Raw genomic sequence first — 14473 nt, forward strand, 5'->3', positions numbered from 1 at the left:
CGACGCGGATTAGCCCATCGTCACCACGACCTTGCCGGTGGATTTGCGCGCGCGTAGCAGCTCCAGCCCCTCCGCAGCGCGCTCTAACGGGTAGGTGTGATGTGCGCGCGGTGCGATGCGCCCCTCGGCGGCCCAATTGAGCAGCGTGGCGAGGGATCCAGTCAGCAATTCGGGTGCAAAGGTCAGATACCCACCCCAATAAAGGCCCATCACGGTCAGGTTCTTGACCAGCAGGTGGTTGGCTGGGATCGTTGGCACCTCGCCACTGGCAAAACCGATGGTGAGGATGCGCGCCTCGGGGCGGCAGGCGCGAAAGGCGGCAGTGAACTGATCGCCACCGACCGGATCATAGACCACATCGGCGCCACCCAGATCCTTGCAGATCGCGCGGATATCGTCCGTCTCGCTGTCGATCAGATGATGCGCGCCTGCTGCGCGCGCCGCCTCCAGCTTGTCCTTGCCACGTGCGCAAGCGATGACGCGCGCGCCCATCGCGCGCCCGATTTCCACCGCAGTCAGGCCAACGCCGCCAGCTGCGCCCAGCACCAACAGCGTCTCGCCGGGCAGCAATCGCGCGCGGTGCGCCAGCGCAAGATGGGACGTGCCGTAAGCGATTTGAAAGGCGGCGGCGGCCTCGTAGCTCATCGCGTCCGGCAGCGCCAAGGCGCGAGCGGCGTCAAAGCAGCCGTAGTCGGCCAGCCCGCCCTGACCACCATAGACGGCCACCCGCGTGCCGGGGGCGGGCCCATCCACGCCGTCGCCGAGCGCATCAACCACGCCCGAGACCTCCATCCCGAGGGTGAAAGGCAGGGCTGGCGTGTCCTGATAGCGCCCTTTGATCATAAGTAGATCGGCAAAGTTAAGTCCGCAGGCATGGATGCGCAGGCGCAGTTGGCCGGGCCCGGGCTGAGGCAGATCGCAGCTAACGAGCGCGGGAGGCGCATCGTGCGATTTTACTATAAAAGCGTTCATTGTCATGTGTTTAGACCTCTCTTCATGACGCTCCGCGTCTTGGCGCCGCACCGGACCACTGCATGCCCTAGTGGATATCAGGCGGCGCTGTCAAACGGCATCGGGTCGTTTGGAGCGGGTTAGTGCTACACGTTATAATTGATTAAATTTTAACCAATCACCTTATCGCTTAGAAAATTTCTTGTAATGTGAGCTTTGGATGTTAATATTTCGCTGGTATCCCACTTCATGATTTTGGCGGGAATGCGTATCCGCATCTCAGTGCCCGACGACAGGGTAAACACACGCCACTTGGTTAAAAAAAGGATTATTCGATGCCCCATGATGTTGACGTCCATGTCGGGAAGCGTATCAGACACCGCCGTTGGCTGGTCGGTATGACACAGCAGCAGCTTGCCGAGAGCGTCGGCATCAAGTTCCAGCAGATCCAGAAGTACGAGACGGGCGCGAACCGCGTCAGCGCATCGCGGCTTTGGGATATTGCGGGCTCGATGCAGGTTGATGTCGGCTTCTTCTTTGAAGGGATTGAGGCGGCGCAGGCGTCTGCCACATCTCAGGAAAAGACGCGCGGCGGTCCTGCTGACTTGCTGGGTGACAAAGAGGCGCTGGACCTCGTGCGCTCTTACTATGCCATTCCGGAAAATCAGCGGCGACGCTTGTTCGATCTTGCGCGCGTGCTTAGCGACGTCGCCTGAACAGGTCGTTTGCCCGACGGGCGTGTCATGACGGCCTTGTGATACGCTCCGTGCGGGCCTATTCACGCTGCATTCCAGTGGCATGAGGTGTCTGCGTTGCGCAGTCAGGACGACATTGAGCAAATCATCGGCGCCGCTCATGCGGCGGCCGATGCGGCACGTGGTGCAATCCTGCCGTATTTTCGTTTGGATGGCCTCGCCGCCGAAAACAAACATGTGCCCGGCGCGCGAACCGAAAGCGATTTTGATCCCGTGACAGCCGCCGATCAAGCTGCTGAACGCGCGATGAGGGACGTCCTGTCGACCTTGCGTCCGCACGACGCCATCCTCGGAGAGGAGTTCGGCGCAAGCCCCGGCACCAGCGGGCTGACTTGGGTGCTGGACCCAATTGACGGCACGCGAGGCTTTCTGGCCGGTACGCCCACGTGGGGCGTTCTGATCGCGGTGACGGATGAGGCTGGCCCGATTTACGGCATGATAGATCAGCCCTACATGGCCGAACGATTCGAAGGCGGATTGGATCGCAGCACCATGTCCGGCCCTATGGGAATGCGCGCCTTGCGCGCTCGCGGCGATCGTCCCTTGGCGGAGGCAACGGTGATGACCACCTTTCCTACTGTGGGCACACCGCAGGAGGGCGCGGCCTTCGCGCGTGTGGCGGACGGTGCGCGAATGGTGCGCTATGGGTGTGATTGCTACGCCTACGCGCTGCTGGCGATGGGCCAAATCGACCTCGTGATCGAGGCGGGGCTGAATCCTTACGACATATGCGCACCCATCGCAGTTATAGAGGCGGCGGGCGGCATCGTCACCGACTGGCAGGGCGGCCCGGCACATGAGGGCGGGCGCGTCGTCGCTGCCGCAGCCGCGGTGCAGCACGCGGCGGCACTGGCGATCCTGTCGGACGTCCTTTGAACTGGCGCCTTGTGATACAACGTTTCGTTGCGTGTGGGCGACTCTGGGGTGGCGGGCTGTGCGCGCTACGACTAACCTTGGCCCCAAGGTCCATCTTCGCCGGAGTCCCATTCATGCGCCTCATTATCGCCATCTGCCTTGCACTAATTGTTGCACCTTCCGCACAGGCGCAAAACGTAGAGGACATAAGCGCCGCCACCAGCGCCCAATTGGCCAATATTCGCGCGCGCTATAGCCTGCCCCCTCTGACAGTCAGTTCGGCGTTGACACAGGCCGCTGCCGCCCACGCGCGCGACATGCAGGCCAACGGATTTTTCAGTCATACCGGTTCGGACGGGTCCGGCATTGGGGATCGTGCCCATGCTGCCGGATATGGCTTTTGCTTTATCGCCGAGAATATCGCGCAGGGGCAGGGCAGCCTCGATAAAGTGATGGAAGGGTGGATGGCCTCGACGGGTCATCGCCGCAATATCCTGAGCGACGGGGCGCGCGAATTTGCTATGGTGCGCACCGGGGGCAACATCTGGGTCATGGTACTGGGTCGCTCCGGCTGCTGATCCGTTTCAACCGCCAAAAAACTTGGGCTTGAGCCTCAGCAGCGTTTCGCAAATCTGCGAGGTCAGGCTCTGCGCCAGACTAAGCGCCTCATTGTGCGCTCCGCGCCCTGTTGCGACGGCCGCCTCTATGGTCGACGATTGTACCATGGCAGCTACCAGCTCGGGGTGGCGGGCGGCGTAGCCTTCGCCGAACTCGGTATCTATCGCCACAATGGCAGCGCTCAGATGGCGGGCGGCGGCGGGGGTGTCCTGCATCAGAATCCTCCTTATTGGAGACGCCACTTAGCGCGGTTTTGCCATTTTGCGAGTGGTGACGGCGGGTGCGATTATTTTGTAAGATCCAGCGCGTTTCCGACACGTCACGCCGCTACGGCGCATTGTTTCTCGCGCGCCTTGCGCGTAATGCTGCGCGAACCAAACGCAGCCGCATGAGAGGGATAGATGAGCCAGGACGACATGACCCCGGATGCGCCCAGTGAGGACGAGCGCGGCGACGACGCCTACGAGCTGGACCGCAATGCCGTTGCGCGGATCGTCCACGCCGTAGACAATAATGACCGCCCGCAGCTGATCCAAGAAATGGAGCCGCTGCACGCCGCCGACATCGCCGACCTTCTGGAGCAGATCAGCGCGTTCGACCGGCGCCGTGTAATCGAACTTTACGGCGATGAATTCGACGGCAGCATCCTGTCGGAACTGGACGAATCAATCCGTGAGGAGGTGCTGGGGTATCTCAGCCCCGAAGTGCTGGCCGACGCCGTGCGCGAGTTGGACAGCGACGATGTGGTCGATCTGGTCGAGGATCTGGAGGATCATCAGCAGAACGCCATCCTCGAGGTTCTGGAGGATAGCGACCGCATCGCGGTGCGCCAGTCGCTGAACTACCCCGAATACTCTGCCGGCCGCCTGATGCAGCGCGAATTCGTGATGGCCCCAGAACATTGGAACGTTGGCGAAGCCATTGATTTCATGCGAAACCAGCAGGAACTGCCCGAACAGTTCTATCACATCATCCTCGTCGATCCCAAGCTGCACCCGATTGGCAACGTGACACTGGGCAAGCTGATGTCATCGCGCCGCGAGGTCATGCTGACCAGTCTTGTCGAAGAGACGTTTCACGTGATCCCCGTGACGCAGGACGAGGGCGATGTCGCCTATGCGTTCAACCAATATCACCTGATCTCGGCGCCCGTCGTGGATGAAAACGACCGGCTTGTCGGCGTCATCACCATCGACGACGCGATGGCCGTGTTGGATGACGAGCACGAGGAAGACATCCTGCGCCTCGCCGGCGTGGACGAAGAAAGCTCGCTGTCGGACTCCGTGGCCGCGACGGCGCGGCGGCGACTGCCTTGGCTGGCGGTCAATCTGGTCACCGCGAACCTGGCTGCGCTGGTCATTTCGCAGTTCGAGGCGACAATTGCGCAATACGTCGCAGTAGCGGTCCTCATGCCAATCGTTGCGTCGATGGGCGGCAATGCTGGCACACAGGTGCTGACTGTGTCTGTTCGCGCGCTGGCGGCGCGCGATCTGACCTCTTCGAACGCGATGCGCGTGATACGGCGTGAGGCCCTCGTGGGTTTCCTGAATGGCTTGGTGTTTGCGGTGCTTATGGGCACGATGGGGCTGTGGTGGTTCGGCTCGCCTATACTGGGCTACGTGATCGCGGCGGCGATGGTCATCAATCTGACGGTCGCGGGGCTGGCAGGAACGCTGGTACCGCTGACGTTAGACAGGTTCGGCATCGATCCAGCGCTGGCATCCGGCACGTTCGTGACGACGATGACCGACGTCGTCGGCTTTCTGGCGTTCCTCGGGCTTGCCACGATATTCCTGCTGTGAGCGATCTGGCACAGATCAAGGCGGCGGCGCGCAAGGCCGCCTTCGCCCGGCGCAAGGCGGCGCATGAGGCACGCGGCGCGGCGCCCGCCGGGCGGCTGTCTGAGGTGCTCGCCGGCTATCGCGGCGTTGCGCTTGCCGGTTATATGCCCATCCGGACCGAGATCGACCCGCTGCCCGCCATGGCAGAGGCGGCGGCGCATGGCCCCGTCTGCGTACCGGTGATCGAAGGCGAAGGGATGCCGTTGATCTTCTCGCGCTGGGCGCCGGGTTGCACAATGAAGGACGGTCCCTTTGGCGCGCGTGTCCCCGAGGTGGACGACTTTATCACGCCCCAGATTCTGATCGTGCCACTGGTCGCATTCGATCGCGCAGGCGGACGGCTGGGCTATGGCGGCGGCTTTTACGACCGCACGCTTGAGCGATTGCGCGCCCGCGGCGCGGTTCTCGCCATCGGATATGCATACGGCGCCCAAGAGGCAGCGGATCTACCGTTGGAGCCCACCGATCAACCCCTCGACATGATCGTCACCGAAGATGAAGTGATCGAGTTTCCACCGCGCTAGGCACGGCTGCACGACCCCGGTGCCGCTGAATCCCGATGCCTCCCGCCGGGCTATTTTCAGGCAGAAGATGCAGCAAAGCCTCAGACTTTCACTGTTCTCCAAATACTCGAATCCCGCCCTTGGCTCCGCAGCGCATCACATGCCTCTGGGCTCTTGCACGTGGCATCTGCGCGCCCTAACAGTTGGGGCATGAAATTACTTTTTCTTGGCGATGTGATGGGACGCGGCGGACGGCGGGCGATTGCGGAAACGCTGCCGCGACTGCGCGCTGATTGGGGCCTCGATTTTGTCGTGGTGAACGGCGAGAACGCGACCGGCGGCATGGGTCTGAGCGGTGAGCACGCCAAGGGCATTCTGGATGCTGGCGCCGATTGCGTCACGCTGGGCGATCATGCGTTCGATCAAAAAGACATGCTGCGCGCCATCGAAGGCGAGCCGCGCATCATCCGGCCCATCAATTTTGCCAAGGGCGCGCCGGGGCGCGGCCACCGGGTGTTCACCGACGCGCGCGGGCGCAAGGTTCTGGTGGCGCAGGTGCTGGGGCAGGTGTTCATGAAGCGGGCCTTCGACGATCCCTTCTCGGCGCTGGACGCGGTGCTGCGCGCGCACGTTCTGGGCGGGGCCGTGCAGGCGGCGATCATTGATATCCATTGCGAGGCGACCAGCGAAAAGACGGGCGTGGGCTATTTTTGCGACGGGCGCGCGTCGCTGGTGGTCGGCACGCATACGCATATCCCCACTGCCGATGCGCAGGTTCTGCCGGGCGGCACCGCATATCTCAGCGATGCGGGTATGTGCGGCGACTACAACAGTGTCATCGGCATGGAAAAGGAAGAGCCGCTGCGCCGCTTTGTCACCGGGATGCCCAAGGGCCGCTTTCAGCCTGCAATGGGTGAGGCGACGCTGTCGGGCGTCTATGTCGAGACGGACGACAAAACAGGGCGCGCCACCCGGATCGAGATGGTCCGTCAGGGCGGGCGCCTCGCGCAGGCGGGGCCATGAATACACGCGATCTGGGCCCTTATGCCGTGCTACTGGCGATGGGCGCGGGCTGGGGGCTGAGCGTGCCGCTGGCCAAGATCGCGGTCAGTACCGGCCATCAGCCGCTGGGCCTGATATTCTGGCAGGAGGTGGTCGTTGTGACCCTGCTGGGGGCAATCTGTGCCCTGCGTCGCAAACGGCTGGAGCTGGGGCAGCGCTATTGGCGGCTCTATCTCATGATCGCGTTGTGCGGCGCGGTGCTGCCCGATATCTTTTTTTACCTTGCTGCGGCCAAGCTGCCGGGCGGGATCATGGCCATCGTCATCGCCAGCGTGCCGCTCTTTTCATTACCCATCGCGCTGGCACTGGGAAACGAGACGTTCGCATGGCGCCGTGTGCTGGGCCTCAGCTTTGGCATTGTTGGGATATTGCTGCTGATCGGCCCCGAGGCAAGCCTGCCCGAAAGGGCCATGGCCGCGTTCATCCCCATCGCGCTGATGGCGCCGCTGCTCTACGCGACCGAGGGGAATCTGGTGGCCAAATGGGGCACGCAGGGCCTTGATCCGATGCAGGTTATTCTGGGCGCGTCGCTGCTGGGCATGGTTATTTCACTGCCGCTGGCGGTAGTCACCGGGCAGTGGATAAATCCGGCGGACAGTTTTGGCGCGCCCGAACTGGCGCTGGTGGCGTCGGCGGCGATCCATGGGCTGGTCTATGCCGTCTATGTCTGGCTGGTCGGGCGCGCGGGGTCGGTTTTTGCCGCGCAGGCCAGCTATCTGGTGACGGGCTGCGGCGTGCTGTGGTCTATGCTGCTGCTGCACGAGCGCTATGCATTCTGGGTTTGGCTGGCGCTGGGAATCATGACAATCGGCATCGCGCTGGTCCAGCCGCGCCGCCATGCCACGCCGCTTGCACCTGTCACGCGCATCGGCGAAAATGCTCGCAATTCATAGGAAGCAGGTCCAGAAGTGATCGCATATCTCGATTTGTCGCAGACCGCGCAGGCGCTGATGACGCTGGGCGTCGTTGCCGTGATGTTCGTGTTTTTCGTGCGCGAGGTTTATCCGACCGAGGTGGTCGCGCTGGCGGGTGCCGCCGCCATGCTGGCCTTGGGCCTTTTGCCCTACGATGCGGCGCTGGATGTGTTGTCGAACCCGGCACCTTGGACCATCGCGGTGATGTTCGTCATCATGGGCGCGCTGGTGCGCACTGGCGCGCTTGAGGCGTTTACGTCGCTTGCGGACCGGCAGGCGCGCACCAATCCCAAGCTGGCCATTGCGATGCTGATGGTGCTTGTCATATTTGGCTCGGCGGTGATGAACAACACGCCGGTGGTGGTGGTGATGATCCCCGTCTTTGTCCAGCTGGCACGTACGATGAAAATCCCTGCTTCGCGCCTGCTTATTCCGCTGAGTTATGCGGCGATCCTTGGCGGTATGCTGACGTTGATCGGCACGTCGACGAACCTGCTGGTCGATGGTGTGGCTCGCGCGCGCGGACTGGAGCCGTTCGGCATTTTTGAGGTCACGCCGCTGGCCTTCGTGCTGGTGATCTGGGGCATGATCTATCTGCGTTTCATCGGGCCGCTGCTGCTGCCGCACCGCGACTCCATGGCCGATATGCTGTCGGATCGCAGCCGCATGAAGTTTTTCACCGAGGCGGTGATCCCGCCCGACAGCAACCTGATCGGACGTGAGGTCAGCGGCGTGCAATTGTTCAAGCGCGAGGGCGTGCGCCTGATCGACGTTGTGCGCGGCGATCAGTCGCTAAGGCGCGACCTTACCGACGTAACGCTGGAGCAGGGCGATCTTGTCGTTCTTCGCACGCAGATGACCGAGTTGCTGAGCCTTCAGAACGACAAGAGCCTGCGGCGCGTCGATCAGTTGTCGACCGTTGAAACGACAACGGTCGAGGTGCTGATTACGCCCGGATGCAAGATGGTCGGTCGCAGCCTCGGCTCGCTGCGTCTGCGGCGGCGCTATGGTGTCTATCCGCTGGCGGTCCATCGCCGGAACCAGAATATCGGTCGACAGCTTGATAACCTGATCGTCAAGGTGGGCGATACGCTGCTGTTGGAAGGCGCGCCCGAAGACATCAGGCGCCTGTCCAGCGAGATGGACATGGTCGATGTCTCGCAGCCCTCTGCGCGTGCGTTTCGGCGCGGTCATGCGCCCATCGCCATTGCCGCACTCATCGCCATCGTGGCGCTGGCGGGGCTGGGCGTGGCGCCGATCCTCGCCCTTGCGGTGGTCGCCGTGGCTGCGGTGCTGATCGCGCGCTGCATCGACGCGGACGAGGCGTTTTCCTTTGTCGACGGGCGGCTTCTGGCACTGATTTTCTCGATGTTGGCCATCGGTGCCGCGCTGGAGGAAAGCGGAGCTGTGGCACTAATCGTGGGGGGGGTGGCGCCCAGCCTGATGCTGATGCCCGGCGTGATGGTGATATATTCGGTTTACCTCATGACCTCGGTTTTAACCGAGATGATCAGCAACAACGCCGTCGCCGTTGTCGTGACGCCCATCGCGATCGGGCTGGGGCATGCGATGGGGATCGACCCTCGACCCTTGGTCGTGGCGGTCATGGTTGCGGCCAGCGCCAGCTTCGCCACGCCCATCGGGTATCAGACAAATACGCTGGTCTATGGTCCCGGCGGATATCGGTTCACCGACTTTCTGCGCATCGGCGTGCCGCTAAACCTTAGCATCGGGCTGCTGGCCTCGCTTATCATTCCGCTGATCTGGCCGCTGTGAGCGGTGGCAGGGCCTCTTGCCCCTGCACCGGTGCCTGATTTATAGGATGCATAAATCATCCTCGTTCGACCTTAAAAAGGATCCTATATGGCCGGCCATTCCAAATGGGCAAACATCCAGCACCGCAAGGGGCGGCAGGACGCCGTGCGCTCCAAACTGTTTTCCAAGCTAAGCAAGGAAATCACCGTCGCAGCCAAAATGGGCGATCCTGATCCCGACAAGAACCCGCGCCTGCGCATGGCCGTCAAAGAGGCCAAGATGCAATCGGTCCCCAAAGACGTGATCGACCGCGCCATCAAGAAGTCCCAGACCGGTGATAGTGAGGATTACGAGGAAATCCGCTATGAGGGTTACGGCCCCAATGGCGTTGCCGTCATCGTCGAGGCGATGACCGACAATCGCAATCGCACCGCCAGCACCGTGCGCAGCACATTCACCAAGAATGGCGGCAATCTGGGCGAGACAGGCAGTGTCGGCTTCATGTTCGAGCGCAAGGGCGAGGTCGTCTATAGCCTAGAGGCCGGTGACGCCGACACAGTGATGATGGCCGCGATCGAGGCGGGTGCCGAGGACGTTGAATCGGGCGAGGAGGGCCACATCGTGTGGTGCGCCGATACCGACTTGAACGATGTGTCCTCCGCCCTTGAGGCCGAACTGGGCGAGAGCGAGACGACGAGGCTGACGTGGCGGCCCGTGACAACGACCGAGATGGATCTGGACGCGATGCAGAAGCTGATGAAGCTGATTGACGCGTTGGAGGATGATGACGACGTGCAGCGCGTCACCACCAATTTCGAAGCCTCCGACGAGGTGATGGAGCAGCTCTGATCTGTGCTGGCTAAGGCTAAAGTACTGCGAAAATCCTGCGAATTCTCCAGTCGTGCCCATTGACTGGCGGCGCGTCCATTGCGTGTCCGTGCGTGGTGTATCGCGTGGATATGCTGTGAAATGGCAGGCTTGCCAGACGGCGCGCACGACCTATAGTTATCCGGAATGTATTAGCGCAGGCGGGGCCGGCCAAGATAATGAACGGCGATTTCAGAACGGATTTCGTGCGCGCCTCATCGGCGCTCAGGCAGCACCCCGCGCTGGTGCTGAACGCTGATTACCGGCCGCTCAGCTACTATCCTCTGTCGCTGTGGTCGTGGCAGGACGCGATCAAGGCCGCTTGGCTGGACCGGGTGGATATCGTGGCCGAGTATGACCAGATTGTTCATTCGCCCAGCACGCAGATACGCATCCCATCGGTCATTGTCCTCAAGGATTTTGTCAAACCTCAGAAGCGCGTGGCATTCACGCGCTTCAATCTTTTTCTGAGGGATGAATTTCGCTGTCAGTATTGCGGCGCGCGGGGTGATCTGACGTTCGATCATGTCGTGCCGCGCGCCAGCGGCGGGCGAACCAGCTGGAAGAACGTCGTTGCGGCCTGTGCGCGATGTAACCTGTCCAAAGGCTCAAAAAGCTTGGCGCGATCGGGCATGACCCTGCGCAAACCGCCCCGCGCGCCCGGCGCCGAAGAACTGCGCAATCTGGGCCGCAAGTTCCCGCCGGGCCATCTGCACGCCAGTTGGCTGGATTTTCTCTATTGGGACGCCGAGCTGGAGGCGTGAGGGCGGCGCTGCCTGCGCAGTTGTGGAGGCCATGATAACTCTTACCATAGCTGGGAACTGGTTGTTTTTACCAAAAAAATCCCCGCGCGGGATGGACCAACGTACTAGCTGCAAATTTGCGTGGCGCGCTTGCCGTAGCTGGAATACGCCTCCCAAAAGCGTTCGTCGCTGGCGCGGCTGGACTGGCGTGCGTCCTGCGCCAATTGCGGATTGCCGTAGAATTTTACTGCGCGCGATTGATCGCTGCTGGACAGTGATTGGTTTGCGACCGCCTGAATGCACCCGCATAGCTGGGACGAGCGCGCCTTACGATCCGAGGCAAGGCACGCATTCTTGAGCGGGCCACTGGCATTCGGCATATAGACTGGGGCGCTCGCGCCTCGGCCTCTGTTCTCGTTCCGGTTCGAGCCGCCGCAGCCCGCAAGGACCAACACAAGGCCGACGATCAGTGCATTCTTCATTGATTATGCCTCATATCTGCCGGACCCGTGCGGGGCCGCCCCGATCATGGGGAAGTTGTTTCAGGTCTCTTTGCCCGATCCTCGTGGGTTTTTCAATTCCGAAGATGCTACGAGTCGCGCCTGCCTGCCATATCCGCGTGTCTCATGAGGCGAGGCGCCGATCCATCTTGACCAACCTTGCAAAGCCATACATATCCCATTCCATGACAGACCTCGCACATATCCGAAATTTCTCGATCGTGGCGCATATTGACCACGGCAAATCCACGCTGGCCGATCGCCTGATCCAGCAGACCAACACCGTGGCCGAGCGCGATATGAAGGCGCAGATGCTGGATAGCATGGATATTGAGCGCGAGCGCGGTATTACCATCAAGGCACAGACCGTGCGGATCAACTATACTGCGCTCGATGGCGAGGAATACATTCTCAACCTGATCGACACGCCTGGCCATGTCGATTTCGCCTATGAGGTCAGCCGCTCGATGCGTGCTGTCGAGGGATCGCTGCTGGTCGTGGATTCGACCCAAGGGGTCGAGGCGCAGACGCTGGCGAATGTTTATCACGCTATCGACGCGGGCCACGAGATTGTGCCGATCCTGAACAAGATCGACCTGCCTGCCACCGATTGCGACCGTGTTGCCGAGCAGATCGAGGATGTCATCGGCATCGACGCCAGCGGCGCCATCCGAGTCAGTGCCAAGACGGGGCAGGGGATCGTCGAGACGCTGGAGGCGATCGTCGCACACCTGCCGGCACCCAAGGGTGATCGGGATGCACCGCTCAAGGCAATGTTGGTCGATAGCTGGTATGATGCTTATCTGGGCGTCATCGTTCTGGTGCGGATCATGGACGGAGTTCTGAAAAAAGGCGACCGGGTGCGCATGATGCAGAACGGCTCGGTGCATCAGGTCGAGCGGATTGGCGTTTTCCGCCCCGCCATGACTGTGGTGGACAAGCTGGAGCCGGGAGAGATCGGATTTATCACCGCGTCGATCAAGCAGGTGCGTGATACCAAGGTGGGTGACACGATCACCCATGACAAGGCGCCTTGTGCTACGCCGTTGCCGGGTTTCAAGCCGTCGGTTCCAGTGGTGTTCTGTGGGCTTTTCCCGGTCGATTCGGCCGAGTTCGAAGACCTGCGTGACGCCATCGAAAAGCTGGCGCTGAACGATGCCTCCTTTACCTACGAGATGGAAACCTCGGCGGCGCTTGGTTTTGGGTTTCGCTGTGGGTTTCTGGGGCTCTTGCACCTTGAGGTCATCCGCGACCGGGTCGAGCGCGAGTATGATATCGATCTGATCACGACTGCGCCGTCGGTCATCTACAACGTCTTTATGAAGGACGGCACACTGTTGCCTCTGCACAACCCGGCGGACATGCCGGACCTTTCGACGGTCGATCACGTCGAAGAACCGCGGATCAAGGCGACGATCCTCGTGCCGGACGAATATTTGGGCGACGTGCTGAAGCTGTGTCAGGATCGTCGGGGCATTCAGATGGATCTGACCTATGCAGGCGCGCGCGCCTTGGTGGTTTATGATTTGCCGCTGAACGAAGTGGTTTTCGACTTCTACGACCGGCTCAAATCGGTGACCAAGGGCTATGCCAGTTTTGACTATCAAATGATGGGCTATCGCACCGATAATTTGGTGAAAATGTCGATCCTCGTGAACGATGAGCCGGTTGATGCGCTGTCTATGATGGTGCACCGCGACCGGGCCGAGACGCGCGGGCGCGCCATGGTCGAAAAACTCAAGGATCTGATTCCGCGCCACATGTTCAAGATCCCCATTCAGGCGGCCATCGGCGGCAAGGTGATCGCGCGCGAGACGTTGTCGGCGATGCGCAAGGACGTCACCGCCAAATGCTATGGCGGCGATGCGACGCGCAAAAAGAAGCTGCTGGAAAAGCAGAAGGCCGGTAAGAAAAAGATGCGCCAGTTCGGCAAGGTGGATATCCCTCAGGAGGCGTTCATCTCGGCGCTCAAGATGGACGGGTAGGGTGGGTTTCACCCACCCTATGCCACGATCATGTCAGAACTGGGCGCGCTGTGGATTGTCGAGTGCTCCCAGTCTTCGGGATGCCGCACTAGGCCGTGCCTGACCGGATCGTAGTGGCAATAATCGATCTGCCGGTGAAAATCAGCCGGATTTCGGATAGTATGTCCCCAAAACCGGCGCTGCCATATTCCCTTTTCGCCCTTGCGCGGCTTGCTGGGGTTTAGGGGTTCACCGGCGGCCAGGTGGCTTAAAAAGTCTGTCTTGATCTTCTGCCACCGGATCGACAAATCAGCGTCGCCGTCGGGCAGGGTCCAGACGGCGTGAAGATGATCTGGCAGCACCACCATCGCGTGACAGATGACTGGATGCGCGGATGCGACCTTGTCATAGGCAGCGCGCAGCAGATCGACTCGTTCGACCAAGGTGCCCGCGGTGCGATCTGCGAGGTAGGCGGTAAAGAAGCTGGTGCCGCCGGGGATGTATAGACGTTCATATTTGCTCATGCCTTACTATTCTCCGAATAGGGTTAAGCAAAGGTTGAAATTTGGGAGGAATTTCAATGAAAAGGGCAGCCCTAAAGCTGCCCTTTGTCTGCGTCAAAGATGCGCCGACTTATTCGGCTTCGGCCTCGATCGCTTGTCCGGCATTTTGCACATCGCGGCCAAAGCCTTCGGTGGTTTCGCACGCAGCAAGGCCGAGAACGACGAGGATGGCGAGAGTGACTTTCAGCATATTGCATCTCCTTGTTTCGCTGCCATGGCAACGCGCCACGAGTGGTAATGGTTCCCACGGCCAAACTGCCGAAGAAGCTGACGGGTTCGCGGGCTTTTATGCATGGCTCACGTATAAAATGAACCAGATCACCAGATCGCGGCGCGCATGTCAGGCGGGTTATGCTGGGTAACCCGTCAGCATCTCCGGTGTCATTTATTGCGGCGCGCTGATCCAGTATCAGACATTCCAGGAGGCGATAAAGCATCCCGCACCGCGCGTGCCACCTTGCGCTCGCGCAAGACAGCGCGCGGCCAAATTATCGACAGAGGGCCATGGGCTGTTTGTAAAAATCCGTCGCGGGCTATTTGATCCGGTTAAGCGGCCGACCGACGGCGGACACCGCACGTAAT

16 protein-coding genes are annotated in these 14473 nt (G+C 61.1%); 11 read left to right on the forward strand and 5 right to left on the reverse strand.

Annotation, left to right across the window (positions count from 1 at the left end; all coding sequences use genetic code 11):
* Positions 1 to 9 precede the first annotated feature (9 nt).
* The gene (locus tag U3654_RS05700) at positions 10 to 972 is read right to left on the reverse strand and encodes an NADPH:quinone oxidoreductase family protein (RefSeq protein WP_324755232.1); all 963 of its coding nucleotides are present in this window, start codon (positions 970 to 972) and stop codon (positions 10 to 12) included.
* A gap of 314 nt (positions 973 to 1286) precedes the next feature.
* On the opposite strand from U3654_RS05700, the gene U3654_RS05705 reads away from it, so the two are divergent.
* The 3 genes from U3654_RS05705 (at position 1287) to U3654_RS05715 (ending at position 3139) form a co-directional block, all read left to right on the forward strand.
* Complete coding sequence (locus tag U3654_RS05705) at positions 1287 to 1667, forward strand: helix-turn-helix domain-containing protein (protein WP_324754382.1); 381 nt, start codon at positions 1287 to 1289, stop codon at positions 1665 to 1667.
* A gap of 96 nt (positions 1668 to 1763) precedes the next feature.
* On the forward strand, positions 1764 to 2582 hold the full coding sequence (locus U3654_RS05710; RefSeq protein WP_416384562.1) for an inositol monophosphatase family protein: 819 nt from the start codon (positions 1764 to 1766) through the stop codon (positions 2580 to 2582).
* Positions 2583 to 2695: 113 nt separating this feature from the next.
* On the forward strand, positions 2696 to 3139 hold the full coding sequence (locus U3654_RS05715; protein ID WP_324754384.1) for a CAP domain-containing protein: 444 nt from the start codon (positions 2696 to 2698) through the stop codon (positions 3137 to 3139).
* 6 nt (positions 3140 to 3145) lie between these two features.
* Here the strand turns inward: U3654_RS05715 and U3654_RS05720 are convergent, their stop codons facing one another.
* The gene (locus U3654_RS05720) at positions 3146 to 3394 is read right to left on the reverse strand and encodes a hypothetical protein (protein ID WP_324754385.1); all 249 of its coding nucleotides are present in this window, start codon (positions 3392 to 3394) and stop codon (positions 3146 to 3148) included.
* A gap of 186 nt (positions 3395 to 3580) precedes the next feature.
* On the opposite strand from U3654_RS05720, the gene mgtE reads away from it, so the two are divergent.
* The 7 genes from mgtE to U3654_RS05755 all read left to right on the forward strand — a co-directional run bounded on the left by mgtE (position 3581) and on the right by U3654_RS05755 (position 10885).
* Positions 3581 to 4981, forward strand: a complete 1401-nt coding sequence (gene mgtE / locus U3654_RS05725; protein ID WP_324754386.1) for a magnesium transporter — start codon at positions 3581 to 3583, stop codon at positions 4979 to 4981.
* Positions 4978 to 5544 (forward strand): 5-formyltetrahydrofolate cyclo-ligase, encoded by a 567-nt coding sequence (locus U3654_RS05730; protein WP_324754387.1) that lies wholly within the window; start codon positions 4978 to 4980, stop codon positions 5542 to 5544. The genes mgtE and U3654_RS05730 overlap by 4 nt, the downstream gene beginning before the upstream one ends.
* Before the next feature lie 189 nt (positions 5545 to 5733).
* Positions 5734 to 6546 (forward strand): TIGR00282 family metallophosphoesterase, encoded by an 813-nt coding sequence (locus tag U3654_RS05735; protein ID WP_324754388.1) that lies wholly within the window; start codon positions 5734 to 5736, stop codon positions 6544 to 6546.
* The gene (locus tag U3654_RS05740) at positions 6543 to 7478 is read left to right on the forward strand and encodes a DMT family transporter (RefSeq protein WP_324754389.1); all 936 of its coding nucleotides are present in this window, start codon (positions 6543 to 6545) and stop codon (positions 7476 to 7478) included. Before U3654_RS05735 ends, U3654_RS05740 begins: the two co-directional genes overlap by 4 nt.
* Positions 7479 to 7535: 57 nt before the next feature.
* On the forward strand, positions 7536 to 9275 hold the full coding sequence (locus tag U3654_RS05745) for an SLC13 family permease (RefSeq protein ID WP_416384586.1): 1740 nt from the start codon (positions 7536 to 7538) through the stop codon (positions 9273 to 9275).
* Between the two features lie 87 nt (positions 9276 to 9362).
* On the forward strand, positions 9363 to 10103 hold the full coding sequence (locus U3654_RS05750) for a YebC/PmpR family DNA-binding transcriptional regulator (RefSeq protein ID WP_324754390.1): 741 nt from the start codon (positions 9363 to 9365) through the stop codon (positions 10101 to 10103).
* Positions 10104 to 10300: 197 nt separating this feature from the next.
* Entirely contained in the window at positions 10301 to 10885 is a 585-nt protein-coding gene (locus U3654_RS05755; protein WP_324754391.1) for an HNH endonuclease, read from the forward strand.
* Between the two features lie 104 nt (positions 10886 to 10989).
* On the opposite strand, the gene U3654_RS05760 is transcribed toward U3654_RS05755, so the two are convergent.
* Positions 10990 to 11346, reverse strand: a complete 357-nt coding sequence (locus U3654_RS05760) for a hypothetical protein (protein WP_324754392.1) — start codon at positions 11344 to 11346, stop codon at positions 10990 to 10992.
* Between the two features lie 203 nt (positions 11347 to 11549).
* Between U3654_RS05760 and lepA the strand changes: the two genes are divergently transcribed.
* Entirely contained in the window at positions 11550 to 13349 is a 1800-nt protein-coding gene (lepA, locus tag U3654_RS05765) for a translation elongation factor 4 (RefSeq protein ID WP_324754393.1), read from the forward strand.
* A 17-nt stretch (positions 13350 to 13366) separates the two neighbouring features.
* Here lepA and U3654_RS05770 read toward each other — a convergent pair whose 3' ends face one another.
* Both U3654_RS05770 and U3654_RS05775 read right to left on the reverse strand, forming a co-directional pair.
* Positions 13367 to 13852: an REP-associated tyrosine transposase gene (locus U3654_RS05770; protein ID WP_324754394.1), complete on the reverse strand. Its 486-nt coding sequence runs from the start codon at positions 13850 to 13852 to the stop codon at positions 13367 to 13369.
* A 109-nt stretch (positions 13853 to 13961) separates the two neighbouring features.
* Positions 13962 to 14081: an entericidin A/B family lipoprotein gene (locus tag U3654_RS05775; protein WP_324754395.1), complete on the reverse strand. Its 120-nt coding sequence runs from the start codon at positions 14079 to 14081 to the stop codon at positions 13962 to 13964.
* Positions 14082 to 14473 lie beyond the last annotated feature (392 nt).

The sequence above is a fragment of the Roseovarius sp. Pro17 genome, assembly GCF_035599575.1.
In the GTDB taxonomy this organism is placed as follows: domain Bacteria; phylum Pseudomonadota; class Alphaproteobacteria; order Rhodobacterales; family Rhodobacteraceae; genus Roseovarius.

Excerpts from the sequence above, each read along its gene's own strand:
- U3654_RS05720 (WP_324754385.1), bottom strand. The coding sequence starts at position 3,394 with ATGCAGGACACCCCCGCCGCCGCCCGCCATCTGAGCGCTGCCATTGTG.
- U3654_RS05715 (WP_324754384.1), top strand. The coding sequence starts at position 2,696 with ATGCGCCTCATTATCGCCATCTGCCTTGCACTAATTGTTGCACCTTCC.
- U3654_RS05745 (WP_416384586.1), top strand. The coding sequence starts at position 7,536 with ATGACGCTGGGCGTCGTTGCCGTGATGTTCGTGTTTTTCGTGCGCGAG.
- U3654_RS05735 (WP_324754388.1), top strand. The coding sequence starts at position 5,734 with ATGAAATTACTTTTTCTTGGCGATGTGATGGGACGCGGCGGACGGCGG.
- U3654_RS05775 (WP_324754395.1), bottom strand. The coding sequence starts at position 14,081 with ATGCTGAAAGTCACTCTCGCCATCCTCGTCGTTCTCGGCCTTGCTGCG.
- mgtE (WP_324754386.1), top strand. The coding sequence starts at position 3,581 with ATGAGCCAGGACGACATGACCCCGGATGCGCCCAGTGAGGACGAGCGC.
- U3654_RS05750 (WP_324754390.1), top strand. The coding sequence starts at position 9,363 with ATGGCCGGCCATTCCAAATGGGCAAACATCCAGCACCGCAAGGGGCGG.
- U3654_RS05740 (WP_324754389.1), top strand. The coding sequence starts at position 6,543 with ATGAATACACGCGATCTGGGCCCTTATGCCGTGCTACTGGCGATGGGC.
- U3654_RS05700 (WP_324755232.1), bottom strand. The coding sequence starts at position 972 with ATGAACGCTTTTATAGTAAAATCGCACGATGCGCCTCCCGCGCTCGTT.
- lepA (WP_324754393.1), top strand. The coding sequence starts at position 11,550 with ATGACAGACCTCGCACATATCCGAAATTTCTCGATCGTGGCGCATATT.
- U3654_RS05705 (WP_324754382.1), top strand. The coding sequence starts at position 1,287 with ATGCCCCATGATGTTGACGTCCATGTCGGGAAGCGTATCAGACACCGC.
- U3654_RS05755 (WP_324754391.1), top strand. The coding sequence starts at position 10,301 with ATGAACGGCGATTTCAGAACGGATTTCGTGCGCGCCTCATCGGCGCTC.
- U3654_RS05760 (WP_324754392.1), bottom strand. The coding sequence starts at position 11,346 with ATGAAGAATGCACTGATCGTCGGCCTTGTGTTGGTCCTTGCGGGCTGC.
- U3654_RS05770 (WP_324754394.1), bottom strand. The coding sequence starts at position 13,852 with ATGAGCAAATATGAACGTCTATACATCCCCGGCGGCACCAGCTTCTTT.